The organism is Alteraquisediminimonas sediminicola (genome assembly GCF_019740335.1).
Classification (GTDB): Bacteria; Pseudomonadota; Alphaproteobacteria; order Sphingomonadales; family Sphingomonadaceae; genus Alteraquisediminimonas; species Alteraquisediminimonas sediminicola.
In genome coordinates this window covers 43823-57525 of sequence record NZ_JAHXZS010000005.1, presented here as the reverse complement: position 1 = coordinate 57525, position 13703 = coordinate 43823, and the positions used below count along the sequence as shown (strand labels likewise).

Here is a 13703-nt window from a genome sequence, read left to right as displayed (position 1 = left end):
TCTGCGAGCGTCCTTAGCGATGAGTCGGCGGGCTGGCAAGAGACCCTTTGCGCAAAATTGTCAGTTGAGGCCGATTGCAGTGCCGCGTTCGAACATGCGATCGACTTCCAACACCAAATCCCGGAGGTGAAAAGGCTTGGAAAGGACTTTCGCTTGTGGCGGTTGTGCAGCTACGCGCAGTGCCACGGCGGAAAAGCCGGTGATGAACATGACTCGCATATTAGGTGCGATGGCACTGGCCTTTTGCGCGAGTTCAATACCATCCATGCCCGGCATCACGATGTCGGTTAGCAACAGGTCATAGCGCGCCGCCTCTAGCAGTGGCATGGCATCTAGGCCCGACTCCACGGCATCGAGTTCATAACCCGCCCTGACCAGCGCGCGCGTCAGATGCTCCCGCATGACGTCGTCATCTTCTGCGAGCAAAATGCGGATCATGCGACCGTCCAAAAAATCTCTAGTCAATATTCCATCCCGATGGCCCCGGCCCTGTCCGCGTTGACGATGCCAGAGCACCATAGCATTGAGCCTTTAACATTTTACGTGCGACTGGCTTTCTCGCCAAGGCATAAATGACCAGCACTCGTCCGAAAAATGCTTCACCATCATGATGACCAGCGCTACGGTCTGGGATGATGGATAATATCCCTATGGATCCCACGGCATCGGCCCGTTCAATATCGGATGCGCCAATGGGCCATGCGCCGGTTGGGCGTGGAATGAATACGCGTCCTGAAGATGGGTTACAGCATAATCATTTTGTGCCGCTCAATTGGCTGGATGGCATTGTCGTCATCGTCATCAACCTGATGTGGGGGTTGAATATGGTGGCGATCAAGATGGCGACCAATCTCGTCGGCCCCATTACTGCCGCGTTTTTGCGACAAGCGATAGTGATGATCGTGTGTGCATCGGCGTTGCGCATCGTGCCGGGGCGAATGCGGTCGTTGCTGTTGCTCGGTGTGCTGACGGGTGGGCTGTTTTATGTGATCGTTGGCTATTCGCTGGCGCTGGCGGAAAATCTCGCGGCGCTTGCGATTGCGAGCCAGCTTGGCGCGCCGCTGTCGATCCTGCTTGGCGTGATAGTCCTGAAGGAACAGATCGGATGGTGGCGCATTATTGGCATCGCCTTGGCCTTTCTTGGGGTCGCGGTGCTGGTGTTCGAACCCGGTGGGTCGGGTGATCTGGATGCGATTGCGCTGACGGCGGTGGGGAGCTGTGTATGGGCGGTAGGGTCTTTGCTCCAGCGCAACCTTGCGGGCGTGCCTGTGTTGACCATTTATGCGTGGATGGGGTTGGTAGGGGCGTTGGTGTTGTTGCCGATCAATATATGGCAAGAGGCAGATGGGCTTGTCCGTCTGGCGGATATGCCGTTGCGCCATCTGGGCTGGGTCGCGTTTTCGGCGATTGGTTCGACATTGATCGGCCAAGGCGGGATGTCATGGCTGTTGCAACGCCATCCGATCAGCACTGTCGCGCCATTGACCCTGTTATCGCCGATCGTCGCGGTGGCATCGAGCAGCTATTATTTCCATACGTCGTTGAGTGCGCATATGATCATTGGCGGGATCATCGCCCTTGCTGGCGTGGCTGTCGTGACGATTCGCAGCGCATGGCGGCATGATAACAGCGGGCAACAGAATAGCGGGCAAATGACAACATGACAGAACCGTGCAACCTGCCTGACCTGATCGATGTGCCATCGCCCAATTTTGATGAGCGTAAGTCACCGGTGACGATGTTGGTGCTGCATTATACGGGTATGGTCGATGCAGATTCGGCAATTGCACGGCTGGCGGACCCGGAAGCGAAGGTCTCGGCCCATTATGTCGTCGATGAAGACGGGCGGATTTTCCGCATGGTGGATGAGGATAAACGCGCATGGCATGCCGGACGTTCATGGTGGCGCGGGATTGAGGATGTGAATTCTGCCAGCATTGGGATCGAGATCGTCAATCCGGGGCATGAATTTGGCTATCGCCCCTTTGCCGAGGCGCAGATCGACGCGCTGATCCCCTTGGTGGCGGACATTAGCCAGCGCCACGGCCTGACACGTGGCAATATCGTGGGCCATTCCGATGTCGCGCCGGTACGCAAACAGGACCCGGGTGAGTTTTTTCCTTGGCATCGGCTTGCACGATTGCGGCTGGCGCTGCCGCGTCCCACCAAGAATTTGCTCGATCCTTATTGGTCGGACGGTAGTTTTTTGTTGGCGCTGGAGCGTTTCGGCTATGATGTGAGCGATCGTGAGGCCGCTGTCAGGGCGTTTCAGCGCCGTTTCCGGCCCGAGATGATCGATGGCATCATCGATGGGGAATGCCGCGCGATCTTGCTGGCGCTGCTGTTGCCAAGGCCCCAGGGCGATTAATCGGCGATATGGCCGCGCGGGGTGTGCGTTCCGACTCGCTTTTATCCATGCATCAAGTTAGAGCGTCCGCCTGCCAGAGGGTCGGGCGACCGCTGCTGTTGGTCTTGTGCCAGCGGGGGAGGAAAGTCCGGGCTTCACGGAAACACGGTGCCGGGTAACGCCCGGCGGGCTGGCGAGCGATCGCTGGTTCAGGGAAAGTGCCACAGAAAATATACCGCCGTCGCTTCGGCGCGGTAAGGTCGAAATGGTGCGGTAAGAGCGCACCGCGCGGCTGGCAACAGGCGCGGCACGGTAAACCCCACCGGAAGCAAAACCGAATAGGGGCGGCACATGGGCCTGTTTCCGGTCCGTCGCCCGGGTTGGTTGCTGGAGAACGCGAGCAATCGCGTTCCTAGATGAATGGTCGCACAGGGCGGTTCGCCGCCTGGACAGAACCCGGCTTACAGACCCTCTGGCAGATTTCATGTGATAAACGGGCGAGTGGCCGCAAAGTTCAGGACTCTTGGCTTACTCGCAAAAGGCGCTGTCGATCACCAGCTGATCCGACGCGATGGTGACAACCTGTATCGGCACCATGAAACGCTTTTTATCCGGACGTTCGATTTCAATGACATCGCTTGCGCCGAAATTCTCAGCGGCGATGCAGGTGCCGACGGCTGTGCCTTCCGAGTCGAAACAGGGCAGGCCGACTAAATCGGCAAAATAATATTCGCCTTCCCCAAGCGGGGGGAGGGCAGAGCGTGGCACAGTCAATTCGGTGCCGCGCATCGCTTCGGCTGCGTTCCGATCATTGACGCTCGCAAAGCGGGCGATCGCGCCATTTGAGCCATGGCGCAGCGATTTGAGCACCAATTGGCCATCGTTGAATGTGCCGTAGCGCTTGAGGCTCTCGACATCTTCCGCGAACAGCTTGAGACGAACTTCGCCCGCCACGCCATGCGCGCCAATGACGACGGCAAGGGTGACGGGCTTGTTCTGCAAGATCAGGCTTCCGAAGCTTCTTCAGCAGCAGCTTCTTCAGCCGGGGCTTCAGCAGCGGCTTCTTCAACCGCAGGTGCTTCGGCGGCAGCCTTGGCTGCTGCTTCTGCTTCAGCCAGCTTTTCAGCCTTTTCTTCAGCGCGTTCCTTGGCCTTTTCGCCTGGTTCGGCCTTTTTCGGGTTGTTGCGGGCCGGACGTTCCTTGATGCCAGCGACATCGAGGAAGCGGGCAACGCGATCGGTCGGCTGTGCGCCAACGCTCAGCCAATGCTTGATGCGTTCGCCGTTCAGCACGACGCGATTGGCATCATCCTTGGCGAGCATCGGATTATAGGTGCCGACCTTTTCGATGAAGTTACCATCACGCGGGGCGCGCGAATCGGCAACTACAACACGGTAATAAGGGCGCTTCTTGGAGCCGCCGCGCGACAGACGAATGGAAACAGCCATGTCTAATTCTTCCTTTCTGGGTGATCAGATGATCTTTTGGTTCAGGTTACTTCTTTAAAAACTTGTCGAAACCGGGGGGCAGGTTGAACGGCGAACCGCCAGCACCCGGCATGCCGCCCGCTGGGCCACCGGGCATACCGCCACCAAGGCCGCCGAGCATGCCGCCGAGACCGCCGCCACCCGCGCCACCAAGCATGCTGGCCAGACCTTTCAGCCCGCCCATTTTCTTGATTTTTTTCATCGCGGTCGACATTTCCTGATGCATTTTCAGGAGCTTGTTGACCTCTTGCACCGTGGTGCCAGAACCCTTGGCGATGCGAATCTTGCGCTTGGCATTGATGATTTCGGGCTTGCTCCGTTCCTTCGGGGTCATGGAATCGACCATGGCCTCCATCCGGATCAGGGTTTTGTCGCCCATGCCGCTTTGCGCCATGGCCGATTGTGCCTTTTTCAAGCCGGGCAACATCCCCGCCAGCGCGCCAAGGCCGCCCATGCGGCGCATCTGGGCAAGCTGATTGCGGAGGTCGTTCATATCGAACTGACCCTTGGCCATTTTGGCGGCCATGGCTTCGGCTTCGTCAGCCTTGATCGTTTCGGCAGCGCGTTCGACCAGCGAAACGACATCGCCCATGCCAAGGATGCGGCCTGCGACTCGCTGCGGGTGGAAGGCGTCGAGGCCATCGAGCTTTTCGCCGGTGCCCACGAACTTGATCGGTTGGCCGGTGACCGAACGCATCGACAATGCGGCACCGCCACGGGCATCGCCATCCATGCGGGTGAGGATGACACCGGTCAAACGCACCTGTTCGCTGAACGATTTGGCGACGTTGACGGCATCTTGGCCGGTCAGGCTATCGACGACGAGCAATGTTTCCGCGGGGTCCGCCACCTTGGCGACGGCCTGCATTTCGGCCATCAGCGCCTGATCGACATGGAGACGACCGGCGGTGTCGAGCATCAGGACGTCAAAGCCCTGAAGCTTTGCCGCCTGCAGGGCGCGCTTGGCGATATCGACCGGCTGTTGACCCGCGATGATCGGCAATGTGGCGACGCTGATCTGTTCGCCCAGCACCGCAAGCTGTTCCTGTGCCGCCGGACGATTGACGTCGAGCGAGGCCATCAGAACCTTTTTGCGGTCCTTTTCGGTCAGGCGCTTGGCAATTTTGGCGGTGGTGGTGGTTTTACCCGAGCCTTGCAAACCGACCATCATGATGATGGCGGGCGGGGCGACGTTGAGGTTCAGCTCTGCCGTTTCCGAACCGAGCATCTCCACCAGCGCGTCATGCACGATCTTGACGACCTGCTGGCCGGGCGTGACCGATTTGAGCACCGACTGGCCAACGGCCTTTTCGGTGGCCTTATCGACGAATTCACGGGCGACCGGCAGGGCGACATCGGCTTCCAGCAGCGCGACGCGCACTTCGCGCATGGCGGCGCGGACATCATCTTCGGACAGCGCGCCACGACCACGCAGTCGGTCAAAGACCCCGCTAAGCCGATCGGACAGACTGTCAAACATGTGCGCCTCGTGGTTGCTAAAGGATCAGTGAGCAACGCGATTCGCTCCAAACACAAAAGCGCCGACGGGCGAAAACTCGCCGGTCAGCGGGTGCGCGTGGCACATATCGGGTCATTCCCTGACGGAAAATCGAATTCCCTCTAGCGGAAAGAGGGGGGCGCGGCAAGTTGCGATTGCAGGTGATGGGGAGGGTCGGGGACCCACCCGATCAGATGTTATTTGCGCCGTCCGAAATCAACGCTGACGACGTTGGAGCCATCCTTGCTGGCTTCGCTCAACGCTGCCGGGGCTTCCGGTGCATCATTTTCGGCGTGTTCGCTGATCTGTTCGTCTTCCTCGTCAAGATCGACATGGAATTGCAGGGCGAAATTGACCGCAGGATCGACGAACGAGGTGAGCGCCGCAAATGGGATGACGAGTCGGCATGCCTGTTGGTTAAAGCTCAAGCCCACTTCAAAGCCCTCTTCATGGACTTTGAGATCCCAGAAGCGATTTTGAATGACGATTGTCATTTCATCCGGGAAGCGTTCGGTCAGGTGGCGGGGAATATCGACGCCCGCGGCCTGTGTTTTGAACGTGATATAGAAATGATGTTCGCCGACCAGTCCATGCTGTTCGACCTCGCCAAGCACCCGGCCCACTACGGCGCGCAGCGCGTCCTGGACGATTTCATCATAGGGAATCAGGCTGTCTGGAAGTTCTTCGCTCATGTGCGTCTAGGTGGACGCGGTTTGAGATAGGGTCAAGCTGGTTTGAACCCGTAGAGCGATTTCAAGTGAAATGGCACATTTCACGACTCGGAAATCGCGGGATAGGGAGCGCATGATTTCGAGTGAAATGGCGTATGCTACCTGTCCGGAAAACAACAAGGCCGCCGTACCTTGCGGTGCGGCGGCCCTGATTGCCCGTTGAGACGGAGATTGAGATCAGTGCTTCTTATCAGCCCAGATGCTCTTGTATGACATGAACGCCAGACCGGTTGCGAGCAGCAAGAAGATCAGCACACCCAAACCGGTGCGGTGACGATTTTCAAGCTTCGGCTCGGCAGCCCAGTACAGGAACGCGGAGACGTCCTTCGACATCTGGTCGAGAGTCGGCTTCGGATTGCCATCGGCATAGGTCACCTGACCATCAGACGTCAGCGGTGCCGGCATCGCGAGGTTGAGATTCGCGAAATACGGGTTGTAGTGCAGGCTCTCAGGCGTCTTGGCATCTGGGAACTGCTTCAACAGTGCAGCAGGCTGGGCCTGATAGCCGGTGAGCAGCGAATAGATGTAAGCCGGACCATTGTGACGCGACTTGGCGATCAGCGAAAGATCAGGCGGCAGCGCGTTGTTGTTGGCAGCGCGTGCAGCGATTTCGTTCGGATACGGACCCTGGATCTTGTCGGTCGGCAACGCCTTGCGGGTTGCTGCTTCACCAGTGGCTGGATCAACTGAAGGGACTTCGTTGACCCAGTCGGCGGCGATTTTCTTTACCGCAGCTTCTGAATAGCCGAGATCTTGAAGGTCGCGGAAAGCCACCTGACCAAGGCCATGACAGGCCGAGCAGACTTCCTTGTAGACCTGGAAGCCGCGCTGCAACTGCGCACGATCATATTTGCCAAACGGGCCATCGAATGAAAACGAGACATGCTTGGGATGTTCATGAAAGGCTGCTTCGACCGTTTTGGCCGGTGGTTCCGCGATATAAGCGGCACCACCAAGCGCGGCGGAAACGATCAGCCAGCCCGAGAAGAACAGACCAATGACAAGGGCGATTAGACGAACCATTTTTCCAATCTCCTCAATTGGCCTGCTTGCTCAGGACCGCATCGGTGATCGAGGCCGGCAGCGGAGCAGGCTTTTCGATCTTTGACACGATCGGCAGAATGATCAGGAAGTGTGCGAAATAATAAGCGGCAGCCAGCTGGCTGATCATCACATAAGGTTCCGCAGCCGGTGCGCCACCGCAATAGCCGAGGATCAGCACGTCGACGATCAACACCCAGAAGAACTGACGGAACAGCGGACGATAATGGCCCGAACGCACCGGCGATGTATCCAGCCAAGGCAGGAGGAACAGCAGGAGGATCGAGGCGAACATCGCCATCACGCCGAGCAGCTTTGCCGGGATGAACAGGAAGTCGACGGTGAAGGCGCGCAGGATCGCGTAGAACGGCCAGAAATACCATTCAGGGACGATATGGGCCGGAGTCGACATCGGGTTTGCCGGAATATAATTGTCCGGATGGCCGAGGAAGTTCGGGGCAAAGAACAGCAGGATCGCAAAGACGATCAGGAATACGCCCAGCCCGAAGCCGTCCTTGGCGGTGTAATAAGGGTGGAACGGAACGGTGTCTTGTTCCGTCTTCACTTCAACGCCGGTCGGGTTCGACGAACCCGGGATATGCAGCGCCCAGATGTGCAGGATGATGACACCCGCAATCACGAACGGCAGCAGATAATGGAGCGAGAAGAAGCGGTTCAGCGCAGCATTGTCCGGGGCGAAGCCACCGAGCAACCACGTCTGGATCGGCTCACCGACGAGCGGGATTGCGCCGAACAGGCCGGTGATGACCTTTGCGCCCCAGAAGCTCATCTGGCCCCATGGCAGCACATAGCCCATGAAGGCGGTCGCCATCATCAGCAGGAAGATCACAAGACCAAGCAACCAGACCATTTCACGCGGTGCCTTGTAGGAACCATAGAACAGGCCGCGGAAGATATGGAGATAGACCACGATGAAGAACATCGAGGCCCCGTTGGCGTGACCGTAGCGGATCAGCCAGCCGGAATTCACATCGCGCATGATATGTTCGACCGAGTCGAACGCCACGCCGCCATTGGCAGCATAATGCATGGCGAGAATGATGCCGGTGATGATCTGGATGGCCAGCGCCGCGCCGGAAAGCACGCCGAAGTTCCAGAAATAGTTGAGATTGCGCGGGACCGGATAGCCAGCACCAACAGCGTTAAAAACGAAACGCGGGAGGGGGAGGCGGCTGTCCAGCCACTGCATCAGCGGATTTTGCGGCTTATATTGCTCAGCCCAGGGGAAGCTCATGATCGTTTACCTCAACCAATCTGGACGACAGTGTCGGATGTGAAGGAATATTCCGGCACCTCGAGATTTTTCGGAGCCGGACCTTTGCGGATACGCGCGGCGGTATCATAATATGAACCATGGCATGGGCAGAAATAGCCGCCAAATTCACCCTTGACCTCGCCCTCGCCAGCGCCAAGCGGCACGCAACCCAAATGGGTGCAAACGCCCTTGGTGATGAGCCAGTTCCGCTTGCCTTCCTTGGTGCGCTCTTCAAGCGTCTGCGGATCGCGCAGCGTGGCGACGTCGACCTTTTCGGCGGCGGCGATTTCTGCTGCCGTCAGGTTGCGGATGAACATGGGCTGTTTGCGCCACATGGTCTTGATCGCCTGGCCAGGCTGGATCGCGGAAATATCGACCTCGATCGATGCCATCGCGAGCACATCGGCGCTTGGATTCATCTGGTTGACCAGCGGAATCAGCGCGGTGCCGGCACCTACACCGGCGAAGCTCACTGCGGCGATATTAATGAAGTCACGGCGACGGACGCCTGCTTCATTGATGCCAGCATTTTCTGCACTTTGTTCTAGCGTTGCCATCAAAACGGCCCTCGGTTCGTCAAGAATATCGAACGGCTGAACGAAGCGAATGTGGCAAATAACATAGTGCCGCAAACCCCCCGATCATGCTCCTACACCCCGTATAACCCCGGTGCAGTTGGTCGGCCTGATAGCCCCACATGCAAGGATTGCCAATAGTTTTTAACCCCCTTGAGTGTCGAGACAAAACCCGCCAAAGCACGCGACCATGCGACTAGCGGTTTATCAACCAGAGATTCCGGGGAATCTTGGGGCATTATTGCGCCTTTCGGCGTGCCTGAACGTGGGCGTCGATATTATCGAGCCGTGCGGATTTCCCTTTTCCGACAAGGCGCTGCGCCGGTCCGCAATGGATTATATCGATGCGGTCGATTATCAACGCCATGCGGATTGGGCGAGCTTTCGTGCCAATCAGCCCGGGCGCTTGGTATTGATGACGACCAAGGGGTCCGAGTCACTTTTTGATGTGACGTTCGCGCCAGACGATATTTTATTGATGGGTTCAGAGAGCGCGGGCGTGCCGGATGAAGTGCATGCATCAGCCGATCTGCGTATCCGGATTCCGATCCGGGCGGATTGCCGTTCGCTTAATATTTCGGTTGCCGCGGGCATCGCCCTGTCGGAAGCCTTGCGCCAGACAAGAGGATTTCCACATGTTGACACTTGATCACGAGCAACAGGCGGCCCGGACCTGGTTCGAATCCCTGCGCGACCGGATCTGTGCGTCATTCGAGGCGATCGAGCGCGATATGGGATCGGATGCCCGTTTCGAATATACCCCGTGGAATCGCGACAATGACCCGCTGGGCCATGGCGGCGGGGGCGTGCAGGGCGTGATGAAGGGCAAGGTCTTTGAAAAGGTCGGGGTCAATGTATCGACCGTCGGCGGCGCGTTTGCCCCTGAATTTGCCAAGACCATCCATGGCGCGGGCGACAGTCCTGAATTTTTTGCGACCGGGATCAGCCTTGTGGCGCATATGGCCAATCCGCATGTGCCTGCGGTGCATATGAACACCCGTTTCCTGTGCACGACCAAGCGCTGGTTCGGTGGTGGGGCCGATCTCAATCCGCCGATTCCTTACGGCGAGGATACGGATGATTTTCATGCGCGGTTGAAACAGGCATGCAATGCGCACGATTCGGATTATTATCCGCGCTTCGCGAAATGGGCGGATGAATATTTCTACATTCCCCATCGCCAATGCCATCGCGGCGTGGGCGGGATATTTTACGATCATCTCGAAGGCGATTTCGCCACGAATCTTGCCTTTACACGTGATGTGGGCGAGGCATTTCTCGATATTTTCCCGCAGCTCGTGCGGCGGCGGATGGAGATGCCCTTCACGGCGGAAGAAAAGCATCGCCAATTGGTCTGGCGCGGGCGTTATGCCGAATTCAACCTTGTCTATGACCGTGGCACATTGTTCGGCCTGAAGACCGGGGGCAATATCGATGCCATTTTGATGAGCCTGCCGCCTGAGGTGGTCTGGGAATAAGGCGATGGCGCTGACGCCGGTGCAGCCGGGGGAATTGGCGGCGGTGGTCACCTATCTGGAGATGCACAGCCGTCCAAGGCCGCAGCCCTTGCAGCCGATGCCATTTCGGTTGCAGCGTTGGGATGCACCGGATCGCGACCGCTATCGTGCTTTGTTTCGAAGGATTGGCGCGCCTTGGCTCTGGTTTTCGCGGCTCGCGATGCCGGATGCGGCACTGGAGGCGATCATCGCCAATCCACTGGTCGAGATTTATGCGCTGAGTGACCGGCATGGCATTGAAATTGGCTTGGTCGAACTCGATTTTCGCACGGCGGATTGCTGTGAAATCGCCTATTTTGGCCTGATCCCCGAACTTGCGGGCAAGGGGTTGGGGCGCTGGTTGATGCAGCATGCGCTGAGCCTCGCTTGGCGCAAAGGGGTGACGATGGTGCATGTGCATAGCTGCACGCTAGACCATCCGTCCGCGCTCAATTTCTATCGCAAAGCCGGATTTGTCGCGGTCCGCCAAGCGGTTGAGATATTTGCGGACCCCCGGTTGATCGGGCTGTTGCCTGAAGAATGCGCGCCTCAGATCCCGTTGCTGCGGGCAGACAGCCGCTGATAAATGCTGGCCAGCAGGATCGTGAAGCTGGCGAAGAATACCGAGACGTAAAAGGTGATCAGCAGCCTTGTCAGGGTTTCGCCAAAGGCCGGGTCGCCGATCAACTTGCCGAGCAGCAGGAACAGCGAGCCAAAGACGGCGGTCAGGGTGAAGAGCATGAACAGATAGACGAAAAAGCCGGCCATCATGATGAGGGCGATCCGCCAGCTATGCCCCTTGGTCATGGCGATGCCTCGTTTGATGGCTTTGATCGGCGTTTCATGGGGGTGGCGGGCAATGAGCGCGCATGAAGCCAGCGACATCCGCGCACCAAGATAGAGGGTGAGCGGCATACCGAAGATCATTGCCTCGATCACGGCGGCTTCCGGTGCGCTGCCGAGCAACATCATCAAGACGACCCCCAATACCGACAGGGCGAAGAGCAGCAAGACAAGTGTTGCAAATAGCACGAGCAGCAAGGGGATGACGTTCCGCAGGCCGTGACGCAGCGCCTCACCCACGCTCAACCCCGGAAACAGGCGCAGGGCGGAAAGGCCGAGTGTGCCGACCCCGGTCATGAATCCAACGGGGATGAGCCACCAGAGCCACGGCCCCGGCGGAAATTGTCCATCGGCGCTGATTGGCGGGATTACCAGCCCCAGCAGCAATATCGCCAAACCCATCGTGCTGACGGCAACGGGCAAAATGAGGCGATATTCGCGGCGGATAAAGGCCATGGAGTCATCAAACGCGGGGTTGAGATCCATCCCACCTCTTTCCTTCTTTGGTTACGAATACTTGGTTTATCGACGCCGGTTCCTTATAGACCCAGCATGATCCAAGGCCATCCCGAAATTGAATGGCGTGTTACGTCTGGGCAAATGCCATATCAAGAGGCGCTTGCCGAGATGGAAGCGCGTGCCGCCGCTATTCGTGAGGGTAGCGCGCGCGAACTGATTTGGTTGCTGGAGCATCCGCCGTTGTATACCGCCGGTACCAGCGCCAATCCGTCGGAGTTGCTGGAGCCCGAGCGCTTTCCGGTGTTCGTGGCGGGGCGCGGCGGAAAATATACCTATCACGGGCCGGGCCAGCGTATCGTGTATATTTTGCTCGATCTCGAGAAGCGCGGCAAGGATGTGCGCCGGTTTGTGCATTCGGTTGAAGCCTGGGTGATCGATGTGCTGGATCGGTTCGGCATTGCGGCCTTTCGCGCGCCGGGCCGGGTGGGCATCTGGACGATGGATGCAGGGCAAGAGGCGAAAATCGGCGCGATTGGCGTGCGCGTGCGGCGCTGGGTCAGCTTTCATGGCCTATCGCTAAACATCCATCCCGATTTGTCGCATTTTGGCGGCATCGTGCCTTGTGGATTGCCGGAATTTGCCGTCACCAGCATGGAGCGTTTGGGCCGGGATGCTGGGGTTGAGGCCGTCGATCAGGCATTTGCAGAAACAGCAGCGACATTTCTCGACCGGCTTGAGCGCCCATGCGGCAGCGTGTAAAAAGATAACAGGACCAAGGGAGTTTCGGCATCATGACATCAGTCCCTCCGATGGCCCGATACGCGGCTTTGGCGCTTTTGCTTGTGCTGGCTGGCTGTGGGGGAAGCGAACCCGTATCCGACATTCCGAATAGCCAGATGATCGATGTCAATGCCGTGGATGTCGATTCTGGTACGATGGGCGATGCGTCTGCAGTGGAGGCGATGGGGCGGGCTGATGCGGATATGACGGGCTTGCCGCCCGTGGTCGCCAAGCCTGCCACTTTATCACCTGACAATGCTGTTAATAGAGCGCAAGCTGATGAGGCGGACGGTCAGACAGCTTCGGTTCAGGCGTCGGGCGATAAGGGCGTGAGCGAAACCGGGAATGCTGCTGGTCCGCAATGACGTGAACATTGGCATGTCGCCGAGAAAGAGGGTGGAGATGATACGCCGCATACTTGATCGACGGATGGGAATGGCTTTGGCGTTGGTGCTGGGTTTGCCGCTGTTATATGCAGCACCGGCAGCCGCACAGGTCTTTTGGTATCCGCCGCAATTTGCCACAGGTCCTATTTCAGGCGGCGATAGCGTAGCGGGATTGCCGTTGCCGCAAGCGACACAGGCCGAGTTGGACGCTGCCCTTGTCTGGAATCTGAGGTCTGGGCTCAATGTAGCGGCGCTGAAATGCCAACAATGGTCGGGCCTGCGGTTGATCGATAATTATAATGACGTGTTGGTCCAGCATAAGGTGGAACTGGCCAAGGCATATTCGACTCTGGGTAATTATTTTGTCCGGGTGAACAAGGTCGGCGGGCAGCGGAAATTCGACGATTATTCGACTCGGACCTATAATGGTTTTTCGACTGCCAATGGCCAGCGCAGCTTTTGCCATGTCGCGGGTAAGGTCGGCCGGGCGGTTGTGGGGGCGCCCAAAGGGATGTTCCTTGCGGTAGCGAGAGAGCAATTGCGCGAGCTACGGATCAGCCTGCAGGGCTATTCCGATCCGTTCATCATGGGCACCGATCCACGTCGTCTTTTGGTTGCGCTGCCGAGGCTGGAGCAACGATGCTGGAAGGGTGTGAAGTACAATGAGAGAAAGTGCGGCTGAATAGCCACGGTATGAGGCTAAACTTTGCCAGACTGATTTGAAAATTGGGCTGGTCGTCGCTATATGTGAAGTCAGGGTTCCTGATGGAACCGGATGGAGGTT

The 13703-nt window shown here is 58.1% G+C and carries 17 protein-coding genes and 1 other RNA gene; 9 read left to right on the top strand and 9 right to left on the bottom strand.

Going from position 1 to position 13703, the window contains the following annotated elements; genetic code table 11:
- Window positions 1-60 precede the first annotated feature (60 nt).
- Complete coding sequence (gene cpdR, locus K6117_RS10675; protein ID WP_221794826.1) at window positions 61-438, bottom strand: cell cycle two-component system response regulator CpdR; 378 nt, start codon at window positions 436-438, stop codon at window positions 61-63.
- Window positions 439-719: 281 nt separating this feature from the next.
- On the opposite strand from cpdR, the gene K6117_RS10670 reads away from it, so the two are divergent.
- The 3 genes from K6117_RS10670 to rnpB all read left to right on the top strand — a co-directional run bounded on the left by K6117_RS10670 (window position 720) and on the right by rnpB (window position 2827).
- A complete protein-coding gene (locus K6117_RS10670) occupies window positions 720-1664 on the top strand; it encodes a DMT family transporter (RefSeq protein ID WP_221794824.1) in 945 nt (314 codons plus the stop codon).
- Window positions 1661-2368, top strand: coding sequence for an N-acetylmuramoyl-L-alanine amidase (locus K6117_RS10665; protein ID WP_221794822.1), 708 nt, complete (start codon window positions 1661-1663; stop codon window positions 2366-2368). The genes K6117_RS10670 and K6117_RS10665 overlap by 4 nt, the downstream gene beginning before the upstream one ends.
- Window positions 2369-2441: 73 nt before the next feature.
- Window positions 2442-2827, top strand: an RNA gene (gene rnpB / locus K6117_RS10660) — RNase P RNA component class A.
- 48 nt (window positions 2828-2875) lie between these two features.
- On the opposite strand, the gene rimM is transcribed toward rnpB, so the two are convergent.
- From rimM to petA, 7 genes are all read right to left on the bottom strand, one after another.
- Entirely contained in the window at window positions 2876-3349 is a 474-nt protein-coding gene (rimM, locus tag K6117_RS10655) for a ribosome maturation factor RimM (protein ID WP_221794820.1), read from the bottom strand.
- A 2-nt stretch (window positions 3350-3351) separates the two neighbouring features.
- The gene (gene rpsP, locus K6117_RS10650) at window positions 3352-3795 is read right to left on the bottom strand and encodes a 30S ribosomal protein S16 (RefSeq protein ID WP_221794818.1); all 444 of its coding nucleotides are present in this window, start codon (window positions 3793-3795) and stop codon (window positions 3352-3354) included.
- Window positions 3796-3841: 46 nt separating this feature from the next.
- A complete protein-coding gene (gene ffh, locus K6117_RS10645; protein WP_221794816.1) occupies window positions 3842-5314 on the bottom strand; it encodes a signal recognition particle protein in 1473 nt (490 codons plus the stop codon).
- A 215-nt stretch (window positions 5315-5529) separates the two neighbouring features.
- Window positions 5530-6024 carry an SspB family protein gene (locus K6117_RS10640; RefSeq protein WP_221794814.1) on the bottom strand — a complete coding sequence of 165 codons (495 nt, stop codon included), beginning with the start codon at window positions 6022-6024 and terminating at the stop codon, window positions 5530-5532.
- 216 nt (window positions 6025-6240) lie between these two features.
- Window positions 6241-7086, bottom strand: a complete 846-nt coding sequence (locus K6117_RS10635) for a cytochrome c1 (protein WP_221794812.1) — start codon at window positions 7084-7086, stop codon at window positions 6241-6243.
- Between the two features lie 13 nt (window positions 7087-7099).
- Window positions 7100-8359 (bottom strand): cytochrome b, encoded by a 1260-nt coding sequence (locus tag K6117_RS10630; protein ID WP_221794810.1) that lies wholly within the window; start codon window positions 8357-8359, stop codon window positions 7100-7102.
- A gap of 11 nt (window positions 8360-8370) precedes the next feature.
- Window positions 8371-8937 carry a ubiquinol-cytochrome c reductase iron-sulfur subunit gene (gene petA / locus K6117_RS10625; RefSeq protein ID WP_221794808.1) on the bottom strand — a complete coding sequence of 189 codons (567 nt, stop codon included), beginning with the start codon at window positions 8935-8937 and terminating at the stop codon, window positions 8371-8373.
- 208 nt (window positions 8938-9145) lie between these two features.
- On the opposite strand from petA, the gene K6117_RS10620 reads away from it, so the two are divergent.
- Genes K6117_RS10620 through K6117_RS10610 form a run of 3 tightly spaced genes read left to right on the top strand, consistent with a single transcriptional unit; the run spans window position 9146 to window position 11034 of the window.
- The gene (locus K6117_RS10620; RefSeq protein WP_221794806.1) at window positions 9146-9604 is read left to right on the top strand and encodes a tRNA (cytidine(34)-2'-O)-methyltransferase; all 459 of its coding nucleotides are present in this window, start codon (window positions 9146-9148) and stop codon (window positions 9602-9604) included.
- Window positions 9591-10433, top strand: coding sequence for an oxygen-dependent coproporphyrinogen oxidase (gene hemF / locus K6117_RS10615; RefSeq protein ID WP_221794804.1), 843 nt, complete (start codon window positions 9591-9593; stop codon window positions 10431-10433). Before K6117_RS10620 ends, hemF begins: the two co-directional genes overlap by 14 nt.
- 4 nt (window positions 10434-10437) lie before the next feature.
- Window positions 10438-11034, top strand: coding sequence for a GNAT family N-acetyltransferase (locus K6117_RS10610; protein WP_221794802.1), 597 nt, complete (start codon window positions 10438-10440; stop codon window positions 11032-11034).
- Here K6117_RS10610 and K6117_RS10605 read toward each other — a convergent pair.
- Window positions 11001-11780 carry a hypothetical protein gene (locus tag K6117_RS10605; RefSeq protein ID WP_221794800.1) on the bottom strand — a complete coding sequence of 260 codons (780 nt, stop codon included), beginning with the start codon at window positions 11778-11780 and terminating at the stop codon, window positions 11001-11003. The genes K6117_RS10610 and K6117_RS10605 overlap by 34 nt on opposite strands.
- Before the next feature lie 66 nt (window positions 11781-11846).
- Between K6117_RS10605 and lipB the strand changes: the two genes are divergently transcribed.
- The 3 genes from lipB to K6117_RS10590 are packed head-to-tail and all read left to right on the top strand — an operon-like array spanning window position 11847 to window position 13601.
- A complete protein-coding gene (lipB, locus tag K6117_RS10600; protein ID WP_221794798.1) occupies window positions 11847-12512 on the top strand; it encodes a lipoyl(octanoyl) transferase LipB in 666 nt (221 codons plus the stop codon).
- Window positions 12513-12544: 32 nt separating this feature from the next.
- Window positions 12545-12898, top strand: coding sequence for a hypothetical protein (locus K6117_RS10595; RefSeq protein ID WP_221794795.1), 354 nt, complete (start codon window positions 12545-12547; stop codon window positions 12896-12898).
- Between the two features lie 37 nt (window positions 12899-12935).
- Entirely contained in the window at window positions 12936-13601 is a 666-nt protein-coding gene (locus K6117_RS10590) for a hypothetical protein (RefSeq protein ID WP_221794792.1), read from the top strand.
- Window positions 13602-13703: the final 102 nt, after the last annotated feature.